A 24,393-nucleotide genomic window follows, 5' to 3' on the forward strand; every position below is an offset into this window, starting at 1 on the left:
ATTAACCTCCTAATATGGTTAATCTCTTCATAGATCTATTCCACATTAAATTGCTTAATAAAGCTAGTAAAACAATCCATACCAGTTGGACTATTAAACTATTTATAAGTTCATGTCCTCTTATCTTACCTAAATATATCATTATTGGTGTATAATTCATTGATGAAAAAGGAACAAACTTAAGTACATTCTGAAACCAGTGAGGGAAAAATACTAATGGTATTAAAGCTCCAGAGCAAAATTCAACAACCGCTGCTTGTATCTGAGAAATTCCCCACAGATTTGTAAAAGAGAACGCAAGTAGCCCTATACAATAATTGAAGAAAAATAATACAAAGTAAGCTAGAATGCAACTTACTAAATATAACACTAAAGTAATTATATCAGGAGGTAATTCTCCCAAGGTTACAAATCTTACAATCAATAGAATTATCCATAATGGCAGTGCCGCAAAGATAATAAAAGCCGCCGTTCCTCCAAAGCTTTGAAAAAGCACCCTTCCCATAAAATTTATAGGCTTAATCAATGTCATTGCAATGGAGCCATCTTTTACTTCACCACCTACTAGATATGTTGCATTATTATCCAAAATTCCTGCTGTTATCTTACTCATAAACACATACAAAGCCATCTCGGTAGCAGTAAATCCATTTAAAACGCTCTGTCCTGAGTTGGCAAATATGGCCTTCCATAGATAGTAAATTACAAAGGTAGCTATTATATTGCCTAGTATGAACATTAAAACATTTACTCTATAAGCTATAAATCTTTGAAGTGAACACTTAAAGAAAGGTATGTATACTTTCATTAAACGTTTCATTAGATATTCACCTCATTCCTATAAATCTTTTTTACTATCTCTTCAACGCTTGTTTCCTTAATTGATACATCAAGAACTTGGCATTCCTTCATAACTACCTGAATTATATCTGATACTATAATCTTATTTTTGTTAAAATTAATCACTATAGAATCTTCAGCAATCTCAGTAAACAAATCTTCTTCAGAAGAATTTAATAAATGATTAATATTAAAATCATTTAAACTTTCACTACTCTTTATCTTTATCTCAAGCTTATTCATATAGCCAAAAGCACTTTTTATTTCATCAATACTTCCATCGTATATCTTTTTACCATTGTCTATAATTATTATCCTATTACATAGTTCCTCTATGTCGTTTAAATCATGAGTAGTTAGTATGACTGTGGTACCAAACTCTTTATTTATCTCTTTTATAGCTTTTCTAACCTTCTCTTTTACCATAACATCAAGGCCAATTGTGGGCTCATCCAAGTACAATATCTTAGGATTATGAAGTAGAGATGCAGCAAGGTCTGCTCTCATTCTTTGTCCTAAAGAAAGACTTCTTACTGGAGTTGCCATAAAGTCATTAAGTCCCAGCACTTCATCTAAGAATTTCATTCTATACTCAAAGTCTTCATTTGATACCTGGTAAATCTCCTTTAGCACAGTAAAGGTTTCTCTAAGTGCCAGATCCCACCACAACTGAGTTCTCTGTCCGAATACAACACCAATGTTCTTTGCATTTTCTGTTCTATTTTCATAAGGAACAATTCCATCTACTGTTACTTTGCCACTAGAAGGTGTCAATATACCAGTCATCATCTTTATAGTCGTAGACTTACCTGCACCATTAGCTCCAATATAACCAACAATCTCCCCTTTACTTATGGTAAAACTCATTTTGTCTACAGCCTTCTTAAGAGTGTACTCTCTAGAAAACAACCCTTTAAAAGCTCCCTTTAGCCCCTCTTGCTTCTTTACCGTTTTAAATTCTTTACATACATCCTCTAAAATTATCAATTTATCTCCCCCTATTAACCTTAGTATTCTTCTAAATACTAAATCAGCTACCTTAAAGTAATATATTCCACAACTTATATGATATCGTTTAAGATAAATCGTCACACTTCGTGCAATCGATTGCACAAAGCAGTATAAAAGTTCTAAAATACTATTTTTCAGTGGGTTTTATTGAATACATAACTTTAAATTATTATTAGTGCCACTTTTTCCAAACTTACTTTGATTACTTTTCATTGTAGTTTGCTTTAATACGATTGTCAATATATGTAACGATTTATGTAAATAAGACCTACTATTTTACGACTTTCCTAAATTAATTTGTTTGTAACTACTAAATTTATTGAATAAATAATGATTTGAATCATTACTAGAATCTAAGAAATTATAAAAATATATTCTTCTATATTACTATATTAAAAATAAAGATTTAAATAATCATATATTCATATAAATATATAGTCCTAATTCGGGTTTTAATAATCTTCCTATAAAAAATCATAACTTATAAAGAAATAAGTTTTATAATTTTCCACGAAAAAGTCAATCCTTTTTACTATACTTTTTCCAGTACTTTAAGTCTCATTATCATTCCTAGTAAATAAAAAATCTCCTGTACTAAAAACAATTGAGCACAGAAGATTTTTCTTCTCTATAAGATTAAATTTATCAAAGGTGACAAGAAAAGTACTAATGAAAGAATCACTATAAATATCACTGTTATCCAAATTATAATATTTTGAATCTTATTGTTAACATGCTCACCCATTAGTTCCTTATTGTTAGTAAGAACCACCATAAATATCAGTATAACTGGACAAAGTATACCAGCTATCTGCTGAGTAACAAGCATTATAGAAACTAAAGATACGTGTGGAATCAAAACTAAAACTGAGCTAAATACTATCATAAAAGTAAAGATTCCATAAAAAGCTGGAGCTTCCTTATATTTATGATTCAATCCACTTTCAAAACCGAAGGATTCACATATAGCATAGGAAGTTGATAGCGGTATAATCATGGTAGCTAATACAGATGCCCCAAAAAGTCCTGCTCCAAAAAGTACAGAAGCATAATTACCTGCTAATGGTTTTAAAGCTGTAGCAGCCTGCTGTGCGCTATCTATTTTAATTCCTGCTTTATAAAGAGTTACTGCAGTACATACTATTATAAAAAAGGAAACCAAATCTCCCCATATAGCACCTAGATAAACATCTAGTTTCTCATACTTGTAATCTTGCAATTTAAGTCCTTTATCAACCACTGAAGACTGAAGGTAAAACTGCATATATGGTGTAATGGTAGTACCTATCATCCCTATAAAAGTTAGTATAAAGGCCTTATCAAACTTTAAAGTAGGAGTGATGGTTTCTTTCATAACTTGATGCCAATCTGGCTTTACTATAAAGCAAGTTATTATATATGAGAAAAATACAAAAGTAAAAGCAAGAAATAGTTTTTCTATCTTTGAGTAAGATCCTTTTGTAATAAGGAACCAAACTAAAAAAGCCATTATAGGAACTGATATATATTTACTTACTCCAAATAGTTCCATGCTCGCAGCTATTCCTGCAAAGTCACCTATGCAAACTCCAAAGTTTGCTATAAATAAAGTAAGCATAGCAAATAATGCAAGCTTTACTCCAAATCTTTCTCTTATTAAATCCGCTAATCCTTTTCCAGTAACAATGGCCATTCTAGCATTCATCTCTTGAATTACTGCTAAACTAAAAGTAATAAGAAGAAGTCCCCAAAGCATCTTATAACCATAAGAAGCTCCTACTGAGGCATAAGTTGCTATACCACCGGCATCATTACCAGCATTTACTGTTATGAGTCCTGGTCCAATAATAGTCATGATAAATAGTATCTTTTTGAATCTGCTGGATGATGCTTCTGTCATAGTGCAACCCTCCTTGCTGGAATGTACTCTCTAACACTGTCATTAAGTGATATTGTACCAACTAGCTCATTACTTTCATCAACTACAGGCATTGAAATAAAGCTGTACTTTTCCATTGCTTCTATCGCTTCTCCTATGGTATCTTCATCCTTAAGGCTCTTTGGTTGAGTAGTCATTATATTGTATAACTTTGTATCTCTATCTGAAGTAATAATATTTAACAATGGTATTACTCCCAAAAGATTATTTTTGCTGTTAGTAACATATATATAATATGCCTCTTCTTCATCTGGAATATTGTTTCTCATCCAACTAACAACCTCATCTACAGTGAGATCCGGTAAAAAGGTTATAAATTCCTTTGACATTATACTTCCTATGGTATCTCTTTCGTATTCCATAAGTTCTCTAATTTCTTCCCGACTCTCTTTATCCATTTGAGTTAACAGCTTTTCTACTCTGGAATCTTCCATTTCCTCAAGAACGTCAGCAACTTCATCTGAAGGCATAATCTCCAAAATATCAGAAGCCTTCTGATCTGACATTGAGTTAATCAAATTAACTTGTACATCTGTTTCTATCTCTTCAAATACTTCTGCTGCTTTCTGGTTGTTAAGACTATTAAATAAAATATGACGACTCTTATTGTCCAGTTCTTCAATTATATCTGCAATATCTGCAGCATGAAGAGTTTCTATTTTATTTGCTGGAGAAGAAAGCTGTAAATTATTACGTCCTGTGGACAAAGGTTGAACCTTATCCCAAATAATTAGCTTATTTCTCATCTGAATATTAAGTGCTCCTGTCAACAGGATAAAGGGATATTCAACCCCAAGTCTTCTTAGCAGCCCTCTAGTTCCTATATCAACGGCTATAAGCTGCCACTTTCCGTTTATATTTCCTAGTCTTACATCATTTACTCTTTCTACTCTTTTACCATTTATATCTACGATTTGTTTATCTAAAAAATCCTTAGCTAAGAATATTACATTTCTACTAGGTAAATCTATCAATAAACTACTAGTATTTACCTTGATAGAGTACCTTTCTTTACTATCCTTAAAAATATCAAATTTATCTAAAGATACATAGTAGGATTTTGGTCCATTCTTAATCTGTACATACATAGCTGTAGGCTTTTCTTGGTTAAAGTCTACGATAAAATCACTTACCTTACCAATTAATTCGCCTGATATATTATATATATCTTTCTTTATTATCTTACTAAAGAAAAAACTAGTTGCTTTATCCATTTGTTTCACCCCTTCTATTTATAGTATCTCGCTGTAATGCAAGATACATTTAAATTACTCTTACATTTCTTGAAACTAATAGGATTCCTAATTCAACTAGTAATTTATACATTATCCAAAACCCTTTATACTAAGTCTTTGAATAAATATAAACTAAGCTTCAGTTTACAAATCCTATGCTTTCATAAGCGAAACGCGAAAATACTTTAGAAAGGGTCGTCAAATAATTAACATCAAAGCCGTGAATAAACTTCTTATATGTCATAACAATAACCTCCTAAAGGCCACTGTTATTCAAAGGGCTGGTTACCCGTAAGAATAACGGTGGATATTTTGTTTTTACTACTGACTATACTATCCGTAGGTCCCTCTTCCACGAGTAACCACCTCCTAATTCTTAAATAATAAAAAAGTCGCTAAAACTATCTTTAGAATAAAAAAATCTCTTCATTTCAACGAATGAAGAGATTTATGTGCTCAACAAAAAAACAACCTTTTCTCCATCCGTTGAGTTTTAGCACTACAAAGCTTTGAGCAATAAGCATTCATTAAAAATGAATGTTGTCAGCTACATTAAGTAAAACCTTAATTCGGCAGTACCTGCTGACCCATTGGCGTCTCTCGACATTTCTGGGCAGTAGCGTATATCTTTGTAGGAACCTCACCTAACGAGATATTTAATTTTACTTCCTTATATATAATATTATTTTTAGTATGATTTGTAAACACATTATTTCACATAATCAATTTTATTTTATATATCTACCTTCTAAGCCGCTTTAGATTGTTTATCTGATCTATCTTTACCTCTTCCAAAGGCTAAAGATAATATAAATCCAAACATAGCAATAGCAAAAGCTAAAAGTACTGCGCTTGAAAAACCTTTCGCTACTGCAACTTCATTAGTTATATTAGTTGAAGCCATTGCCTTTACTTGAACTGAAGACATAACTCCAATAAATAGTGAAGAGCCCACAGCTGCAGAAACCTGTTGTAGTGTATTTACTATTGCAACTCCATGAGGGTAATATTGCTTTGGTAACTGGTTTAGGGAATGAGTCTGAGATGGAGACATAGTTAGCCCTACTCCAATACATACGCATATATAGGTTAATATTATTATTACTAATGAAGTATTACTACCTGATAATGATAATATTAAGGTAAACACTGATACTATCCCTAACCCAACAGGTACCAAAATCTTTACCCCGTATTTGTCATAAATTTTTCCGCCTATTGGAGTAGCTAAACCATTAAAAATTACCGCTGGCAATAAAGAAAGAGCAGCAATAAAGCTTGACTTGCCAAGAGACCCTTCTATAAACATAGGAAGCATTACATTCATAGTAAACATAGTCATCATAGATACCATTACCAATAATACACCTATTACAAACTTAGGATATTTAAAAGGAGATAAATTAAGCATTGGCTCTCCTAATGATAATTGACGCTTTATAAATATTATCATAGAAATTATTCCGATTATAAAGCTTACTAAAGCAATCTTAACATCACTTCCACTAATACTACTTATCCCATAAATTATAGTTCCCAATCCCAAGGTTGAAAGAATTACTGATATATAATCTAATTTTGGCTTTGTTAATTCTGAAACATTCGCTAACACAAAATACCCTGCAAACATAACTAAGATTATTACAGGTATTAACATTATAAATAGAGCATGCCAGCTAAAATATTGAAGCATTATTCCAGAAACTGTTGGCCCAAAAGCAGGTCCTAGAGATATGGCTGAAACACATATTGCCATTGATGCGCCTATCTTCTCTTTAGGTGCAACTAAAAGCACTGTGTTCATCATTATTGGTATCATCATTCCTGTACCAGAGGCCTGAATCATTCTTGATATTAAAAGCATACTAAAAGAACCAGATATGGCAGCTAATATAGTACCAAGCAATAACAAACCTAAGGCGCTTAAAAATAAGCTTTTTGTCTTAAAGGTTTGAATTAAAAATGCTGTAACAGGTACCATTACCGAAGTTACTATCATATAGGCTGTTATTATCCATTGAGCAGTTCCTGCATTTATATTCATTTCTTTCATTATACCTGACAACGCTACATTCAATATAGTTTCATTGAAGGTTGCTATAAAGGCACTTAGTACTAATACTGCTATAATTGCTGTTGAGTTTAATTTTTTCGTAGTTGCTACATTGTTTTTTGTTTCCATTGATTATCCTCCATTCATTAGACCAGTCTACATAATAATTATTTGAAATGTCCTCTTAGTATATTCTAATTGAGGTATCATTGGCTTTGACTTTTGAGAAGCCGTTACACATAAAAAATAGAGTATCCAAAAACTTTTTTATTTAGTTTCTGGATCACTCTGTATTATTATCTAACTATTAATTAACATCGGAATTTGTTTTGCAACACTTCTTAGCGCATCACTATTTTTCCTAGTTAAACTTAATATAATAGCTCCCTCTGTCATAGATAATATAACAGCTGCCAGTTCTCTGGCTCTAATCTCTGTTATACTATATTTAATTAATTTATCAAAGTATATCTGTTCAATTAAGTCAAAGGTTTCCCTACAAGCTTTTCTAAGAACTTCACTACTATCATAGGTTTCTAGTGCAATTAAGCTTATAGACATATCTCTCAGCTTTTTTTCATCATCTAAGATTTCCGCCAAATTTATCGTATTAGCCACTATTGCTTCACCAGGATCTTCAAATCTAGCTAACATATTTTTTAAGTTTGTAGTAATCTTATCGCAGGCAAACTTTATAGACTCTAATGCCAGTTGTTCTTTTCCATTAGGAAAATGATAATAGAATGATCCTTTAGGTGCTCCACTCTCCTTTAGGATTTCGTTAAGTCCAGTAGCATTATACCCCTTTAGTTCGAACAACCTACCTGCAGTCTCTATAAACTTCTCTTTTGCATTTGTACTACTTCCCATAAATCCATCATTTTACACCTTTCAAGCTTATTATGGTGACCGGTCTACTATAATAGTATAAGGCTATTCTTTCTTTATTTCAACTTTTAATTTTATTTAATTAATAAAATTAAATCTTTTATTAAACTTTTCCTTGACAACAGTATTTTATTGATGTATAGTAAGTACATAGATAAGTCGCAAACACAATATCGCGGGGTGGAGCAGTTGGCAGCTCGTCGGGCTCATAACCCGAAGGTCGTAGGTTCAAGTCCTGCCCCCGCAACCATAAAACAGATATACTTAAGTATATCTGTTTTCTTTTTTTGCACATTATATAATAATCTATTTTCTCCTCGCTTCCTTGTAAACATATTAGCCCCTATATGAAACTAACGTTACTATTTACAAAAAAATTTATTTAAAACCAGCAACTAAAGATAGCCTCTCCTACCAATAATAAATCTAAAGTAAAAACTAATTTATCTAAATAAATAGTTATCTTATTATGTATTGATTTTATAAAATGAAGCTTACCAAAACCTTAAATACTTTAGTAGAAAAATTTATGTTTTCTAAAAAGTAATTTTATAGAGCATACTAAAAGGCCCTTATTCAAATTAGATATTAGAATCATAATTTAGATAAAGGCCACTTATAATACTTTATTATCTATTAAAGTTACTTAGTATAGTCCTTCCTCAATATAGCAAGTATAACATCATCTACTAGCTCACCTTTTATCATAGTTCTCTCTCTTAGTATTCCTTCTTGAGTAAATCCAACTTTCTTTAATACTCTCACAGAAGCATCATTACCATAGGTTACAGTGGCTTCTATTCTATTAAGCTTAATCACAGAAAAACAAAACTCCACCATAGTCTTTATAGCTTCAGTTCCATAGCCTTTATTCCATTCATCTCTATTGAAACCATAGCCAATCTCACCTCTTGCTGCATCCTCATCAAAATCTCCTATACAACAATAACCTATTATCTTATCATCACTCTTCTTAGCAATGCCCCAGGTAATTTCTTCTTCTTCTAGAAAGCCATTATTATATCTCTCTATTATCGCAAATGCTTTTTCTTTATCCTTTATTGGCCTAAAGAAATCATACTTGGCTACTTCTGGATCACTGTAGATTTTAAATATTTCTTCCACATCTGCTTTAGTTATCTTTCTAAATATCAATCTTTCTGATTCCAATTCTGGAAAGTTACTAAAACAATCATTACTCATCTCAATATTCTTAGTCAAATTATTATCTATCATAGTTTTCTCCCTAAACTTGAAAATACTTTTTATTATATATTTTGCTTTATATAAAGTTATTTTCAGATATAAATTACGTTAATAAAGAATTTAGTATATTCTTACAAATATATCTTTGTTGTGTTATACTTTATTTTATACTTAATTAGTAAAATACTAAAAGTGTGATTTGAGGTGATATTATGAACAAAATTCTCATGGGCTGCCTAATTGAAATGATTTTACTTTTTATTTCCATGGTATCAAACAACATCTATATATTTCTTAATGGTTCGAAGTTAATTGGCATAGGCTGCTTAGTTATAGCCATGATTATCTCTGGAGTATTTAATAAGGATAATTTACACTCCACTAGATATGAAAGCAGTAATGATCGTGATATTAGACTTCATCATATAAGCACTTTATTATTGTTAGGAGCTCCTAGCCTTCTATCTTTATTTATGTTCTATGTATTTATAAGATAACTAAGCTGAACCTATTTCTAATCTAATATCTTTTCAAAATTAATACTATCTACCCATTGACCACTTAATCTTAATATCTATAAACCTGTACCACATAATCAGTGTTAGGAAGCATTTCTACATGATATCTTTTCCCTTTAACAAAGAAGTTTTTATCTGATATGCTTTTACTCATTACAAATCTTTTCTTACCTAAAGTAAATTTAGTAAATGTAGTAGTACCGATAGAAGTACTCACCTCCATTAACTCTCCATCATATGTTGCATATTCAGAATTTATAATCCTTGAAAGATCTTTATAGTACTTAGGTAAAACAGACACTCCTATATAAGCTGTTAAAAGTAAAAATATTATTCCAACGATCCTGACACTAATTCTAGATGAATACTTATAGCCTTCAGTTTTATGTAGGATACAATAGTATGAGCCTAAACAAAATAAAACTATTGCACTAAAGGAATAAGTCAATACTACTCCAATAAATTTCACCTTAAATCCTCCAAATAGATTCATAACTTTAGCCACTAAAAGACCTAAGGCAAATAATGCAGCAAGAAGTGCAAATGGATTTGTTGATTTAACCTTATTCAATTTATACCAGCTCTTTACTTTCAATACAATCAGCTCCTGTAAATACATTTTAATTGTATAATTACGTTTCCATATATGAACTCTTTATCTATAAATCTCTAGTATAATACTATTAAGTTGAACAGCTTTAAGCTATTTTAAGAACCCATTTAGCTCCTTATTTAGATTCATCACCATTTAGCTGAAAGTAAACAGATTACCTATATTTAATCAATGCTGATAAAATATAATATATAAATGGAGTTACTAAAATAACGCTATCAAACCTATCCAAAATTCCACCGTGTCCAGGTATTATCTTGCCAAAATCTTTTATTCCATTAAATCTTTTTATCAGCGATGCTATTAGATCTCCACATTGGGAAATTATAGAGCCAACGCTTCCTATAAACAAGCAATACAATGGGAAGCTATTAATATTGACGTTGGTTAACCTTACCACTATAATTCCATAAATATATGAAAGTATTGTTGCCCCAACTATTCCTCCAATAAATCCTTCAACAGATTTGTTTGGACTTAATTCTGGAGTCAACTTCCTTTTTCCTATGGTTTTACCTACCGCATATGCAAAAGTATCAGAGCTCCACGCTACTATAAAAATAAGCCAAATAAAAACATATCCTTGAGGTTTTATATTAATTATTTGGCTTATATATGAAAACATATATGTAACATAGAAAAATCCAGCAAAGGTTATTACAATATTCTTTGCATTGTTCTTATTATAAAATACTATGGAGTAAAGTATTAACGATAATAAAAATAAGAATATGAATAAACCAATAGAAGAATTAAAGTTTGGTATTACAAATATGTAGTAAAGAATTGAAAACCCAAAACCAACCAAACTAAAGCTCATGTTATAATTCTCAAATGAATTATAAAACTCTTTTAAACCGATTAAACAAACCACCATGAGAATACTGTTTATTAACAACGTGTTCTTACTCATAATTATACATATTAACATAGGTAATCCTATTACTGAGGTAATCACTCTCTGTTTCATGATTTAATCTCCTTAAAATAAAACTCTAAAGGTTCATCTGACCAAACTTGTACTTCTATGTATCTCTTTGGTCCTTTTGATCCATCATTATTCCACTGTTGCGGTAAACCATATAGTTCTACTACTTCTTCTATTTCTTCTAAGGTATATACTTTCTTAGAGTAGGGTTTATAGTCCTCATATCTCATAGCTGGAAAAATATCTCCATATGTAAAACTTATAGTTTTAGGATTGATTTTTGAAATTGGTATCTTTACCTCTTGACCATTTTTATACCACTGCTTTATCCAGTTGCATTGACCTAAAGTCATTGAAATAGGTACTTGTCTTAGAGGTTGTCCCCCCTTCTCCATAAACATTTTTCTGACCTTTCTCTCAAGCTCTCTTCTAACAATCATATAATCTTTTGATCGTTTGCTGGCATATGTTTCTCCTCTACCTCTTATATGCTCCAATACTTTATCTGCTTCTTCTATTGATAAATCAGATAGTGTTTTGAAAGGCCCCACTTCAGCTTCATAGTAATGGTATAAGTTTGTCGGCATTAAAATCATAGTCTTACACCTCCTAGTTTTGTGTTGATATATAATAGTGATCTTTACCTCTATTTCTATTTACTGTTTCTAAATCTACTAATATATAGTTTGGTAAAGTTAGTCTATAAACAAACGGACTACTTCATTTGAAAGTTTATGTCTTGTTTTCATATACAAATGTGATATATCATTAACTAGAAATTTTAAAATATACCATATACTCTAAAGTAGTCCATTCTAATATACTCAATTACTTTCAAATAATTTTTCAAGATATTTATATACATTATAATTATATAAGATTAAAATAAATACAATATAATCATATAATCAACATTAGAGCTTTATTAAATACTCTTTTGTATTCATATCTATAATTCTAGTTCTTGTGTCTCTTTTTGAAATATATATCGGCTCACCGTTGCTGTTTATACAATAAGAAACAGGTATTGATACACCACAGTTTTTATAGGAACCATCTGCATGACTTGTTCCAATCACCATGGTTTTGTAAGTTTTAGCGATATTCTTTGCTTCATTTATCCATTGTTCAAACTGTTCCTCGCTATACATGCCAACTCCGATTGGATGAGCGATAAAATCAATTTTTCTTTTTACTTTTTTCAAGTCTCTTATACCTTTTAAAATTTCCATACAAAGCAAATAACCGATAGTAGTTTCATTACATTCTACATCTAAAGGTTCATTTAATTCCTGTTCTAATTGAGGAAGTGTTTTAGCTCTTTCTAATATCTTTACTCCATTACTATTGATTATTACTGCTCTATTTTTCGTATCTTTTAGATAAGAAGTAATTATCATGACCTCATACTTTTTTGCAAGCTCGCAAGCACCTTCTAAAGCTTTTTCATCCACTAAATATCCCTCTGGATAAATAACCACATCTACTCCGCTATTTTCTACTATCTCATTGGTTATTTGAGCAATTCCCTTTTCTCTAACAGGCTGGCCAACTAAGATTCTCATATCATTTTCACTTACCTTCTATATTATTTATTACAATATTTATATTCACTTAACTTATTAATTATTAAGCTTGTCCTCTGTTTTAAAAAAGTCTTTACTTTATTTTCTACTACCATCCTTGTTAAAGACTCTTGTCATATGAACTTCTGTGAAAACACAAGCTAGCACAAGTGATATTACAATAATCCAAAAACAATAAACAAAGTTTCTATACCCTTTTATAAGTAAGTTGGCGCCTATAATTACCGATACACCATTGCCTAAAATAAGTATATTGGCGCAATATTTGTTTGCCTCATTCCAAGTATCTAGGTTCTTCATAGAAGATCTTGTTTTATAACCGATACCTGTAATAGATTTCTGCCTAATAATTCTAAGGAGAATACCTCCTATTAAAAACACTATGCTCAATATAAAATAACTCATAATGTACACCTCTTTATTGTTAATGAGAATATATTACCATAAAAACAAAATCAAGTAAAACAGTAAAAATATAACTACCATTCAAATAACAGAGACCATCTATAGAGAATATTTTATTTCTATAGATGGTCTCTGTTATCACATAAAAGCTTTATGTAATATCCTTTTCTATATTGGCACTAAGCAACTGAAGAACTTAACTCTATATTTTTTTCATATAAACCTGTAGAGCATCTAAATTTGGTGTTACTAGGTTTGCTTGATGCTTTAACTTATTTAGTGCTTCCTCTAATACTACCATCTCTCCAACTGCAGACATGGCATGATCGCTGATAGCAAGTTTTCCGATTGGGGTTGCAGTGACAATCTTAAGCATTAAGTAATATAACTTAGACTTTTCACATATTAGCTTTGCTTCCTTCTTAGGAGTGGGTTGATATCCTGCTGCTTCAATTACCTTATATCCCTCAATAGTTGCATTAACTATTTGCTTTAAAAGCTTTTTATTTTTAGCTGCCTTATGCAAATTTCCGTCGCAGGCATAGGCAGCACAGGCTAGAGGCATGATAAGAGCAAGATGACTTTTGTGCCAAGCATCCATATTATCAATGTATGTTAGCTTGTATTTGGTATTTTCAAAGGCTTTATCAATAAGCCCTCTCCAGGATAGCTGTCCATTTAGGCCTCCTAGCTCCATCTGTCCCCTTGCTCTTACGCATATTACTCGTCCATTTTCACGCCTTCCTCCAGTTGCTTGAAATCCAAATGCTATTTTCTTCTCAAATGAACTATTCTTCTGTATATAATTATAAGTTGCCGATCCATCTGTATTATTGCCTACAAAGACAATATGCTGACTATTATTTTCTGCCAATATTGGTAAAACTGCTTGCAATTGAGTACACTGCATTACCACAAATATCAAATCATAAACATCATCTTTTGCTAATTCACCTATAATATTTACCTTATCAACAGTGGTTTTACACTGAACGTAATGACGAATTATAAGCCCATTTTTGCTCAATTCCTCATATCGCTTGCCTCTAGCAAGAACTGTGGTTTCATTTCCTCCTTTAAACAATACATGGGCAAGATAACTCCCCAAAACTCCTGCACCATAAACTAACACTCTCATATAAGTTTTCTCCCCTCCATAAATGAATTTACTTTCTGCCCATCTGCTTTTTCCAATGCATATGAGGAAAATCTGGCAACTAAATAAGCTTTATCTTTTATTACATTCCCTAAAAAACTTGTTATCTCTCAACATTTTTTTTAGGGAATGTAATAAAAAGCTTTATACCGCTGTACAGCTTCAACTCGGAATCTATTTCCCTCTTTGGGTTATTAGCAGAGAATTTGAAAATATAAATGTAATTATAAAATGTTACATTCATACATTCCTATAAATGAAAAAACAAATCTCAATTACCATTAGTAATTGAGATTTGTTTTCATTATACTCCTTATGCCATATTAAGTAAATAAAGTTATTTTTTAATTTTATACATTATAGTACGGGATAATTATGAAAGCATAGAAATTACACTTAAAGCATCTTCAAAAGTTAATCCAATCTCTCCATTTATTTTAACTAAGTGAGCATTTATATTTTCATCTTTAAGTAACAAATCATCTATTACCACATACTTTTCTATATCCTTATTATCCTCAAGCCAAGCAACTATTTCTTTTGCTTTTACATGACTAAAAGTCTTTCTCTCTCTTATTTCATCAGTGCTAAAATCTGGTGTTTTATCATATATTTCTAGCCTATTCTCACGAAAAATATCATATAGCTGCTGTGAGTAAGCTTCTGTAGGCATCATATTATCATCAAACCATAATCTCCACCCAGAAGACATTACTATAAGCGCACCAGTTTTCTTTATTATATATTTTAATATACTTATTTTCCAATAGTCTATGGCTACTCCTGGATTGTCATTAAGGAATCCTTCCGTGTTAAGAACTCCATCCACATCTAAAAATATGATCTTCATTAATGTACCTCATAGTTAGAATATTAGTAGAATTAAGTTTTTCAATTAATCAATGATATTATAAAGCTGACTAAAATCACTTATTATATAATCTGCAACCTGTATATTTATTCCTGCTTCATTAAAATAGCAGCCATAGATACCAGCATTTTTACCAGATAAAATATCTAACTCTCTATCTCCTATCATTATTGCTTCATGCTTTAAAATATTATGTTTTTTTATTAAGTATTCTATAGCTTGAGGGCTTGGCTTTCTTTCAAAGCCACTGCCTTTTGTTATGAAGTCTGTAAAATACTCATATAATCCATACTTTTTTAAAAACCTAATTGATGACTGTCCTCTATGGGTATATAAATAATTCTTTTTACCTGAACTATGTATATATCTGCAAACTTCTTCTATTCCACCATATGGCTTGCAGCCATCCTCCTCAGCCTCTTTTCTTTTCTTAGAGTACTCTTCTAAAAACTTATCATCTATCCCAAACTTTTGATTATAATATTCTACTGCAGTAGACATAGACACCTTCATATATTTAAGTATCTCCTCTAACGAAGCTTCAAAACCATGAGCTTCAAGATTTTCCTTAAAAGTATTTGCCATCACTGCATATGTATCAAAAAGTGTTCCATCAAAATCCCAAATAATATGTTTATACAATTATTATCCCCCTATCATTATTCGTAGACAACTAATCATCATTTTTTTCTAAAATCTCTTTTTGCATCTTTTTACTAAAAGCATTAAAAACAAGGCTGTAGGACATATTTATCATCTGTTTTAATACATCATCTGGTACATCGCCTTCAAAATATATTGAGTTCCAATGTTTCTTGTTCATATGATATCCTGGAACTATATGCTCATATTCTTTTCTTAAAAACTCACCAAACTCTGGCTCGCATTTAACTGAAATTATAGGTTTTTTATATTTATCTCCACCGATCATTAAAAACATCTTATCTCGTATACGATATCTAGTAGCTTCCCATTCCTCTTTATAATCTTTAACAACTCCTTGCTTAGAGAGACAAAACTCATCCAGCCATTGATATTTCATAACTGCACCTCATTTCAAAAAAATTATCTATCCTTCAATACCTAGTTCTATAAATAATTTTAATAACCTATTATTTTCATGGTTAAAAATAATAAAATCTATATTAACGATAAGTACTGCAATAATTTGCATCCTTAAGTATACCAACATACTTACTACAGCTTTCTTATTGCTATGATTATATATTGAACTGAATATAATATCAATTTTTTCTTGCTGAAACACTTTAAGCTCTTTCAATACTTTTCCAGATTCTAGTGATACTAGCTTATCATGATCTAAACTTCTTCCAATTCATAAACATAGATATCATGAAGCATCCCTGCAACAGAGCATAACTCCTTAAGAACAAACTATACTTTACTGAAAATTTTCCTTGCCGAATTTTATCTTTCCTATGATTTTAAGCCAATATATATCACGTAGAAGCCAAAAGTTACATTACTATTCCTTTTGTAGATAATATCCATATAAGTCCAAAAAACATTATAGGAATAGTTATAACCGTCACTAACATTATAAATTTCATATGATATTCAGAGTAATCTTTACTCTTTTTTACTATCCTATTATTTAAAACACATACCAGTATAACTGCTATATACGATATCGCACAAACTATTGTAGCAGTAGTTATGGAGACATTGGTTTTAAGAGTTTTATAATTTATTAAAGCTTGAGCTATTGCAATAAATCCAACTACTATTGAGGAGTTAAAAACTTTATTAGTATTGCTATTTTCATCAACTCCAAGAGCTTTATAGAACTCTTCTCTACCCTTTAAATTATCTTCTTCAAACCTAAATATACTATCAACTATTAGTCCTTTATACACTTTAGAATATAACATTAAGCTCCCATGTACAATACATATTATGCCAAAGGTCAAAAAGGCACTAAATATTGAAAAAGCTACAGTTAACGCTCCTAAGATTATTATTAGTAGTAACACAATAAATCTCTTTGATTTCATAGCTCTACCCTTTCTTAAATTATCATTAAAGTATAACAATCTTTGTCCATATTAAAGTTCTAAGTTAAAATTTAAAACAACCTACTATTAATAATTCATCTCCTGGAAAATAATTGCATACACTTTAAATCTATTTTCCGGTTCATACTATAAAAGTTTATTATAATCTTTAAATATCTACTTACTATTACAAATTCTTATATCTTGATAAACTCTAAACAATATAATGTCCCATTTCTTATCTCTGTTACTTTTACATCTCTAACATTTTCAGGCAATAAATCAACAGGAGCTGTTATGGCTTCCTTTATGTTTTTGAAAGGCCCTCTAAAATATGGTATCTTCTCAAAAAATTTAGCAACCTTTTCTGTTTCATCAGCTATTAAGAGCTTCGAGCCACTCTTAGCTACTCTCACCATTTCTCCTATAGCCCTCTTCTTATCATTAAAGAAATTAATTCCACCTATATGATACACTACATCAAAACTATCATCTGCAAAGGGAAGCATCTCTCCATTTCCCCAAAACAGTTTAATTCCTAAGTCATATTTTTTATTATTCTTTTCACACTGCTTCAGTTGCCCAAGGGATATATCCAATCCATAGTATTCAGCATTTCTTGGTAAGAACTTTATGTTTGCTCCAGTTCCAACGGACACCTCAAGAACCTTATCCCCTTCTCTTACGTCTATAAACTGCAAATAATCTTTTCTAGCTTTTTCTTCTCCTCCTAAGAAAGCATAATAGGCTTTTTGACCAAGCTCATAAAAAGGAGCGAAAGAATTATAAAATTTTGTACTATCATAATTTGTACCGTCAATATCCTCTGATCTTATAAAAGAAGGTATTCCTTCTTTTATAGCAAATCTCTCCCCAGTCCTTGAATCTACCAAGAATTCTTCTATTCCATTAGAATCTATGATTAATTTATTATGAGTGCTTGGATTACAAATCACGTCTAAACACAAATCCTTTACCATAACAACACCTCATATTCCATATTTTTCTTAGTGAAAATTATATCATTATATTTTACTGATTGTAAAATAAATATATAAAATCTTTAATATTCTATATTTTCAATTTATATGTTATAATTTCCATAAAATATATACAGATTTATAAATTTTCCGACTTTTATCCTTAAAGTTGGCATGGTTGTTAGGAGAAGTCAAAATGAGTAATTCACTAAAAGAAGTAATAATCAAATGTTTCTTTGTTTTTTTAATCCTTTATATTTTAGGTATATTTATAAAATGGTTAGCTTTAACTCTACTGAAAGCACTGGCTATTGCCTTGGTTATAGCACTACTTGACGGAGTATATGTTACATTAAAAAATTCTAATAAAAAGATCCGCTAAAGATATGTTGTAAAACTCTCTATAAGTAGTTATAGAGAGATAATAAGTATCTGCAAAATTATAATAGTACAAAACTAAATTCTAATTTTGTTAAATAAATATATTATAGGAGAAATGTCATGAAAGATTATATTATTAAGGAAAGTACTAAGGAAGATTGGACAACCGTTGATGATGGAATTGTTGAGTATAACGCTTCTAAAGTTCCGTATACTCAAGCTCCAACTTTCATACCACTAAATAGAGTTATAAAAAGTTCAGAAGGCGAAACACTAGCAGGCATAAATACTATGCTTTATTGCTGGAACTGCTTATATGTTGATGTATTGTGGGTTAAGGAAGGTTTTAGAGACAAAGGCTATGGCTCTATTTTATTGAAAGAAGTTGAAGATATAGCAAAAGAAAGAGGCTGCAAATTAATACACCTAGACACCTTTGATTTCCAAGCAAAAGATTTTTATCTGAAGCATGGTTATGAAGTGTTTGGTATACTAGAACACTGTCCTGAAGGTCATAACCGTTACTATTTGAAAAAAACTTTATAAATTTCTATCATTTCAACCTTAAATATATTTTCAAGACTCCTCTAGGTTTTGAGATGAGAGTTTTAAAATACAAATTTTGGTATGACGTTATACATCTAAAATTAAATATAAGATGGAGGCAAAATCTACATATAAATCTTGATACCTTTAATCTGCCCAATACTATGTCCTTTAATAGTTATTATAACAAGCTATTTGATCAATAATTTATCTAATAGGAGCTTAGACAATTCAAATTTACTCAAGTCCTTATTGTCTGAAAGTAATACCAGCCACTGGCTCAAGGCCAATAAGCTCTCTTCTAGGCTTTTAATGGTGTTTTTCTTATTAACTTTAATTATAACTTTAGTAAGTATACTTATATTAGGTCCAGATTATTTAGATTTAGAGATTTTTATCTCCTCTACTTTAGTTATAATTTCATCAGTTTTAAGCATGATTATAACTCAAAAGCAGTTTAAAGAAAGATTTGATAAGTACAATTTGAATAACTTGAAAGGAGAAAATTAATAATTATGTTAGCTGAAGTTAAAGAATATAAATTTACTAAAAAGTTTCCTACACCTTTACAGCATATTGTTAATATTGTTTTTATAGTTTTTATATTTTCACCTCCAAAAGTCGCACTTCATACTTCTATCGGGCTAATATATGCAATATCTTTTTCATTAATTTTTCTACTACTCATTGTGAATCAACTATACATAGTATTAACGAAAAAATTTAGACAACCTAGTCTAATTATAGATAAAAATCAAATAACTTTTTCTAAGTATTTCTTAATGAAATATAGATCAATAAGAATAGCTGAAGTTAAAAATATAAATGAACTTAATCAATCATTTGATAATATAATAGTAATTACTTTACTTAATAATAGAAAGATACGTCTTAGCTTACATGGATATAGCGAAGAAAATAAAAAACAAATAAGTTATGCATTTAATGAACTAAAATCTGAAATGACTGTGTAAATAGCCAATTCTATCTTCAATTATAGTCTTAGTTTTTATAGCCTCACCTTTAGCAATGAATCAAACTAAAAGCAAGTGCACTCAAGCTTTATACTTAAGTGCACTTGCTTTTATATTATTGATTATTCTATTTTATTGTCAGCTTAATATCATTAACTATAGTTTATAATCCATATTAATCTGCCCTGGTTCTCCATTATATTCATAATTTAAAGCTTTATATAAGTTAATAGCCCTATGATTTTCTGCATCACAAGCTAAGAAGCTTCTTTTTGCTTTACTTTCTTGTCCCCATATTATAGCTGAATATATTAACTTACGGCCAATTCCCCTCGATTGATATTTAGGTTCAACTGCAAGCTCTCTTATCCAAAGAATTATTCCTTTTTCACTGTCAAAACCGTATAATATACCAAAACAAATACCTACTATGTGGTTGTCCTCTTCAGCTATAAATAATTTGGAGTTTTCCATACTACTCCATTCCTTTATAGTCTCCTCTGACTGCCCAGTAAATCCCCTAGAACAACCAGCACAACTCTTAGTTACTGCTGAAATTTCAACTATATCCTCTAAATTCTCAAAACTTCTAACCTTAATGTTATCATTTACTTGCAAATTTAAAGCGGATAAATCTTTATTCCAGTAGTCTACCCATTCAGATACAGTGCTAAAACCAAAGCTCTCCATATCTTTTACAAATTCAGCTGGGACAAATTCTATATATATTCTCTCTGCTTCAGCTTCCTTTTCTCTAATATAATTTATTGTCTGCTCTAACCCCTCAAAATAGCTTTCTTTAGTATTTGAAGCCCAAAAAACCTGAAAGTTATTTTTGGATTTTATATAAGTTCCTATTTCTTTATCTGTATCCAAACTAATGTATAAGAATAAGCTATTTTCAGTATCAATACATAACTTGGCAGTTTCAATATCTTCTTCCTCAACATACATTAAGGAGCTAAACTTAAAAGCTTCTGCCTTCTTCATTACATTTTTTATATTTAACATATTTACACCTCAAGATTTCATCGTAATTTTTAATTAATCCTACATAATTAGCTTCCAACGCTTTATTATTGCACATGCTACACCATCTCCTTATTATAAATACAACAACTGCTAAAGCACATAATATAAATTAAACAGCTATTCCTATGATACTTTAACTCATATGGTATTTTTTATAATCATTTAATTTAAATAATATTATTAAATAATTATAGTCACCCGCCTTCCATATAAACACTATTATTGAATATTATAACATAAACCAAATAATAATAGCCCACTTATTAGTATTACGTAATTTTAACTCTGTGAATTATTAAAAGAGTTATTAACCTAAAGATTATCTCTTTATATTTGAGGTCTTTGGAGATTTGGAGTCATCTATAAATTAATAGTTTGGTTAGTAAATATATATCCTAAAAAACTAAAAAGTGCTGATACCAAGTATATATCAGCACTTTCTATAACCATATTGTACAATTTATATAATAAATCAATTGCTAGATGTTATTGAACTACGCTACTTTTCTTAAGGCTGATAAGGGTACCACAGTCTTTATCATCATTGTTATTCGAGCATATTCCATACCATAAATCATTAGGATAATCTTTCTTAATAACTCTCTTCTCATAGGTTTTCGGTGATTTTATAAACTTCTCTGGATTTGAATAGGTGTCATACACAGTCATTTCTATACTTTGCCCATTAAACTCTAAGTCATATAATTTATTAACCCAAACTTTCCCACCATCATAAGCATACTTAACTATTCTAATCTTATCTCTTTTTAATTTTTCAACGTTCTCGATAAATTGATCAAGTTTCATAATATTATAAGTTAGAGTATCTTGACTTTTGCCTGGATACTCTACATCAGCTGGAAGTTCTACAACATACCCATTACTTATTGCTTTACTATAGGTTAAAGTGCTATTGTTCAGCTGTTCCTTCTCTTCTGTAATAACTTTACTTTCCATACTTTCAAATAGCTTAATAACACCTAGAGCACCAGAACTCATATTAATCTTTCGTTCAAATATTTCCAGTGTACTTCCTAAAGATACTGCTAATAAAGATGCTATAACTATAGACTTCATCTTTTGTAACCCTCCTCTGACCTACGTTAGTTAAAAAATATAGTATCCTTTTTTATTTCTTTTATGCACGTTTTACAAATAAACATCTATAAAAGTATTTGATAGCACCTTCTTTAGTACAACTTTCATCCACTATTTTTTAAGCACCTAAACTCTTACAATGAGTATTAGTTATCTAAACTATTAAGTTATTCATTCCTAAAGTTCATGATATACCATTTTTCAATATTCATAACTTTAGCTTTCTTAATGGTGTATAGCATCTTACTTTGCAATTATATCCATAACATCTCTTCTCATACTTTTAGGAATTTCTTTAGTAGGCTTACCTATTCTAAATAACATCTGCAGGGTCTCACCTGGAAATGCAAATTCTTTATGAACCTCTACATATTGATCTTTCATCTCAGGATATTCTTCTATTACCTGACTTAAAGGCTGCATAGCAAGTCCCAAAGAATGTGCTGTTAACACCAATCTACTATAGACCATACCACTCTTTACCTGCTCAATTCGTGAATTGCCTTTCGTAGCTACTATTCCATAACAAGGAGTATTTTCAATAGAATTCTTTGTTGAACTAATGTACATATCTTTAGAAGCTTTTTCACTGTTAAGTGAAGGTATTAAGTTTATAGCACCTTCTAGCAAATACATTTTTAATCCTGATATATCTTGTCCCTCAAAGGAATAACCGTATCTAAACTTATTTTTTGTGTATTCATTTGATCTGAATACATTGGCTGACTCTACATTCATCCTATGTATGCCAGCTTCTATTTCCGCTCCCTTCATAGCTAGGGAACCTAATTTTTTCAAATCTTGCTCACCATCTAATATTCTTATATCTATATTATCTTCAGATAAGAGTTTTAATGTAGATATTTGCTCCTCAGTAAGTTTCGTTTTTTCATATGCCTCCCTATTGGTATCTGGATAAAACATATAATTATATAAATGTTCGCTTTCCTCAGTTTTAGATAGGTTTATCTTGGCTACTGGCTTACTATTCATACTATTAATTAAGTCTTTATCGTCATATTCCCCTTTTGGGAAAAGCTCTATATTCACGTCATATCCGAATTTATTACCTGCTACAATTAAGTATTCTAAAAAGGTCCCCTGAGTAATCATAGTCTGTCTTGCCAAAGGATCTACTTCTAGATTCAACAAATGGCTGTCTGCGTATAGATAGAAGCTATTCTTGTCATCATCAAGCTTTATCTTCCACGGCTGCATATTATGTCCACTGGCCGCTAAAATACCATTAGATATTATTTTCACTCTTATATCCTTATAATTCTCAGAATAATTTTTGTTCCATGGCTGAAGATACTTGGACTTAAAAAAACATCCACTAGCTATTACTACAGAAACCACTGCAGCTAGTAATATAGTTAAAGTCACTGAAAATATTATTATCAATTTTCTTCTCCCCTTATATTTCATAAGATAACTTTCCTCCTACTTTTCTATAGTTTTTGTAAGCATCTTAAAAGCTACTTCTAATAATTCATCTTCATTCTTATGATGTACCTCTGCTATATAGTTTTTCTTTTTCTTTAAGGTAGTAAATATTCCAAGAGTAAATGACCATAACAATATTGCTGTACTCTTTATATCTATATCCTCTCGTATCATATTTTCTCTAATGCCCTGCTGCAAAAAGTCACAAAGATATTGAAAAATTCTCTCCCCAAGTTCATAACACTGTTCTCTTGACTTATCTGGTACTCCACTTGAAAAATCTAGTTCTCCATTTTCATAGTTCATTATTGCATAAAAGTAATTTGGATTATTCTTACTAAAGTTATAGAAAACTTCACCTAATTTTCTTATTTTAGCAATCCCATTATCCTTAGAATTGCTAACATATTCACCAATCATTGTAATTAAAAGTTTATAACCTCTTATCATTATTTCAAAATATATCTGCTCCTTACTATTAAAATACACATAGATAGTTCTCTTGCTAAACTCTGCAGTTTTAGCTACATCATCCATAGTGGCCAGATCATAGCCCTTAGAAAAGAACACCTTCTCTGCAGCATCTACAATGTCATTTCGCCTAATTTCTTTTTCCTTTTCCTTACGCTCACTTACTCCCATCTCTTATACCTACTTCTATATAAATTAAGTAAACTATCAGTTTACTTAGTT

At 30.5% G+C, this 24,393-nt stretch carries 26 protein-coding genes, 1 tRNA gene and 1 riboswitch; of the genes, 5 read left to right on the forward strand and 22 right to left on the reverse strand.

From position 1 onward, the window contains the following. Position 1 precedes the first annotated feature (1 nt). The 6 genes from GXK57_RS04490 to GXK57_RS04515 form a co-directional block, all read right to left on the reverse strand. Complete coding sequence (locus GXK57_RS04490) at positions 2-820, reverse strand: ABC-2 family transporter protein (RefSeq protein ID WP_160672082.1); 819 nt, start codon at positions 818-820, stop codon at positions 2-4. Continuing rightward, positions 820-1,827: an ATP-binding cassette domain-containing protein gene (locus tag GXK57_RS04495; RefSeq protein ID WP_160672085.1), complete on the reverse strand. Its 1,008-nt coding sequence runs from the start codon at positions 1,825-1,827 to the stop codon at positions 820-822. The genes GXK57_RS04490 and GXK57_RS04495 overlap by 1 nt, the downstream gene beginning before the upstream one ends. A 652-nt stretch (positions 1,828-2,479) precedes the next feature. Beyond that, positions 2,480-3,730 carry an Nramp family divalent metal transporter gene (locus GXK57_RS04500; RefSeq protein ID WP_160672088.1) on the reverse strand — a complete coding sequence of 417 codons (1,251 nt, stop codon included), beginning with the start codon at positions 3,728-3,730 and terminating at the stop codon, positions 2,480-2,482. Further along, positions 3,727-4,983: a CBS domain-containing protein gene (locus tag GXK57_RS04505; RefSeq protein ID WP_160672092.1), complete on the reverse strand. Its 1,257-nt coding sequence runs from the start codon at positions 4,981-4,983 to the stop codon at positions 3,727-3,729. Before GXK57_RS04505 ends, GXK57_RS04500 begins: the two co-directional genes overlap by 4 nt. Before the next feature lie 491 nt (positions 4,984-5,474). After that, positions 5,475-5,663: riboswitch (M-box (ykoK) riboswitch) on the reverse strand. An 89-nt stretch (positions 5,664-5,752) separates the two neighbouring features. Further along, complete coding sequence (locus GXK57_RS04510; RefSeq protein ID WP_160672095.1) at positions 5,753-7,186, reverse strand: DHA2 family efflux MFS transporter permease subunit; 1,434 nt, start codon at positions 7,184-7,186, stop codon at positions 5,753-5,755. Positions 7,187-7,357: 171 nt separating this feature from the next. Further along, the gene (locus GXK57_RS04515) at positions 7,358-7,927 is read right to left on the reverse strand and encodes a TetR/AcrR family transcriptional regulator (RefSeq protein ID WP_160672098.1); all 570 of its coding nucleotides are present in this window, start codon (positions 7,925-7,927) and stop codon (positions 7,358-7,360) included. A 192-nt stretch (positions 7,928-8,119) separates the two neighbouring features. Between GXK57_RS04515 and GXK57_RS04520 the strand changes: the two genes are divergently transcribed. Then, positions 8,120-8,195: transfer RNA gene (locus GXK57_RS04520), tRNA-Met, on the forward strand. A 392-nt stretch (positions 8,196-8,587) separates the two neighbouring features. Here the strand turns inward: GXK57_RS04520 and GXK57_RS04525 are convergent. Continuing rightward, positions 8,588-9,181 (reverse strand): GNAT family protein, encoded by a 594-nt coding sequence (locus GXK57_RS04525; RefSeq protein ID WP_160672101.1) that lies wholly within the window; start codon positions 9,179-9,181, stop codon positions 8,588-8,590. A 182-nt stretch (positions 9,182-9,363) separates the two neighbouring features. Here GXK57_RS04525 and GXK57_RS04530 point away from each other — a divergent pair, with 182 nt between their 5' ends. Next, positions 9,364-9,648 carry a DUF5316 family protein gene (locus tag GXK57_RS04530; RefSeq protein WP_160672104.1) on the forward strand — a complete coding sequence of 95 codons (285 nt, stop codon included), beginning with the start codon at positions 9,364-9,366 and terminating at the stop codon, positions 9,646-9,648. A 70-nt stretch (positions 9,649-9,718) separates the two neighbouring features. Here the strand turns inward: GXK57_RS04530 and GXK57_RS04535 are convergent, their stop codons facing one another. From GXK57_RS04535 to GXK57_RS04585, 11 genes are all read right to left on the reverse strand, one after another. Continuing rightward, positions 9,719-10,264, reverse strand: a complete 546-nt coding sequence (locus tag GXK57_RS04535; protein WP_160672107.1) for a hypothetical protein — start codon at positions 10,262-10,264, stop codon at positions 9,719-9,721. A 172-nt stretch (positions 10,265-10,436) separates the two neighbouring features. Beyond that, positions 10,437-11,252, reverse strand: a complete 816-nt coding sequence (locus GXK57_RS04540; protein ID WP_160672110.1) for a phosphatidate cytidylyltransferase — start codon at positions 11,250-11,252, stop codon at positions 10,437-10,439. Continuing rightward, positions 11,249-11,806, reverse strand: a complete 558-nt coding sequence (locus GXK57_RS04545; protein ID WP_243156364.1) for a hypothetical protein — start codon at positions 11,804-11,806, stop codon at positions 11,249-11,251. The genes GXK57_RS04540 and GXK57_RS04545 overlap by 4 nt, the downstream gene beginning before the upstream one ends. 318 nt (positions 11,807-12,124) lie before the next feature. Next, positions 12,125-12,775, reverse strand: a complete 651-nt coding sequence (locus GXK57_RS04550) for a hypothetical protein (RefSeq protein WP_160672113.1) — start codon at positions 12,773-12,775, stop codon at positions 12,125-12,127. 99 nt (positions 12,776-12,874) lie between these two features. Further along, positions 12,875-13,201 carry an SdpI family protein gene (locus tag GXK57_RS04555; RefSeq protein ID WP_160672116.1) on the reverse strand — a complete coding sequence of 109 codons (327 nt, stop codon included), beginning with the start codon at positions 13,199-13,201 and terminating at the stop codon, positions 12,875-12,877. Between the two features lie 202 nt (positions 13,202-13,403). Then, positions 13,404-14,339 carry a 2-dehydropantoate 2-reductase N-terminal domain-containing protein gene (locus tag GXK57_RS04560; protein ID WP_160672119.1) on the reverse strand — a complete coding sequence of 312 codons (936 nt, stop codon included), beginning with the start codon at positions 14,337-14,339 and terminating at the stop codon, positions 13,404-13,406. A gap of 391 nt (positions 14,340-14,730) precedes the next feature. Beyond that, positions 14,731-15,207, reverse strand: a complete 477-nt coding sequence (locus tag GXK57_RS04565; protein WP_160672122.1) for an HAD domain-containing protein — start codon at positions 15,205-15,207, stop codon at positions 14,731-14,733. Between the two features lie 45 nt (positions 15,208-15,252). Then, positions 15,253-15,870: an HAD-IA family hydrolase gene (locus GXK57_RS04570; protein WP_160672125.1), complete on the reverse strand. Its 618-nt coding sequence runs from the start codon at positions 15,868-15,870 to the stop codon at positions 15,253-15,255. 31 nt (positions 15,871-15,901) lie between these two features. Continuing rightward, positions 15,902-16,270 (reverse strand): MmcQ/YjbR family DNA-binding protein, encoded by a 369-nt coding sequence (locus tag GXK57_RS04575; protein WP_160672128.1) that lies wholly within the window; start codon positions 16,268-16,270, stop codon positions 15,902-15,904. A 436-nt stretch (positions 16,271-16,706) separates the two neighbouring features. Beyond that, positions 16,707-17,243 (reverse strand): hypothetical protein, encoded by a 537-nt coding sequence (locus GXK57_RS04580; protein WP_160672131.1) that lies wholly within the window; start codon positions 17,241-17,243, stop codon positions 16,707-16,709. Positions 17,244-17,440: 197 nt separating this feature from the next. After that, positions 17,441-18,223: a class I SAM-dependent methyltransferase gene (locus GXK57_RS04585; RefSeq protein ID WP_160672134.1), complete on the reverse strand. Its 783-nt coding sequence runs from the start codon at positions 18,221-18,223 to the stop codon at positions 17,441-17,443. A gap of 196 nt (positions 18,224-18,419) precedes the next feature. Here GXK57_RS04585 and GXK57_RS04590 point away from each other — a divergent pair, with 196 nt between their 5' ends. From GXK57_RS04590 to GXK57_RS04600, 3 genes are all read left to right on the forward strand, one after another. Then, entirely contained in the window at positions 18,420-18,605 is a 186-nt protein-coding gene (locus GXK57_RS04590) for a hypothetical protein (protein ID WP_160672137.1), read from the forward strand. 119 nt (positions 18,606-18,724) lie between these two features. After that, complete coding sequence (locus GXK57_RS04595) at positions 18,725-19,150, forward strand: GNAT family N-acetyltransferase (protein WP_160672140.1); 426 nt, start codon at positions 18,725-18,727, stop codon at positions 19,148-19,150. 515 nt (positions 19,151-19,665) lie between these two features. Then, a complete protein-coding gene (locus tag GXK57_RS04600) occupies positions 19,666-20,124 on the forward strand; it encodes a hypothetical protein (protein WP_160672143.1) in 459 nt (152 codons plus the stop codon). A gap of 156 nt (positions 20,125-20,280) precedes the next feature. Here the strand turns inward: GXK57_RS04600 and GXK57_RS04605 are convergent, their stop codons facing one another. The 4 genes from GXK57_RS04605 to GXK57_RS04620 all read right to left on the reverse strand — a co-directional run bounded on the left by GXK57_RS04605 (position 20,281) and on the right by GXK57_RS04620 (position 24,342). After that, complete coding sequence (locus tag GXK57_RS04605; protein ID WP_160672146.1) at positions 20,281-21,135, reverse strand: GNAT family N-acetyltransferase; 855 nt, start codon at positions 21,133-21,135, stop codon at positions 20,281-20,283. Positions 21,136-21,642: 507 nt separating this feature from the next. Continuing rightward, the gene (locus GXK57_RS04610; protein ID WP_160672149.1) at positions 21,643-22,233 is read right to left on the reverse strand and encodes a DUF4362 domain-containing protein; all 591 of its coding nucleotides are present in this window, start codon (positions 22,231-22,233) and stop codon (positions 21,643-21,645) included. Positions 22,234-22,497: 264 nt separating this feature from the next. Continuing rightward, positions 22,498-23,682: a nitroreductase family protein gene (locus GXK57_RS04615; protein ID WP_160672152.1), complete on the reverse strand. Its 1,185-nt coding sequence runs from the start codon at positions 23,680-23,682 to the stop codon at positions 22,498-22,500. A 15-nt stretch (positions 23,683-23,697) separates the two neighbouring features. Then, entirely contained in the window at positions 23,698-24,342 is a 645-nt protein-coding gene (locus GXK57_RS04620; protein WP_160672155.1) for a TetR/AcrR family transcriptional regulator, read from the reverse strand. Between the last annotated feature and the right edge of the window lie 51 nt (positions 24,343-24,393).

The sequence above is a fragment of the Clostridium sp. C8-1-8 genome, assembly GCF_009928445.1.
GTDB lineage: Bacteria > Bacillota > Clostridia > Clostridiales > Clostridiaceae > Clostridium_AR.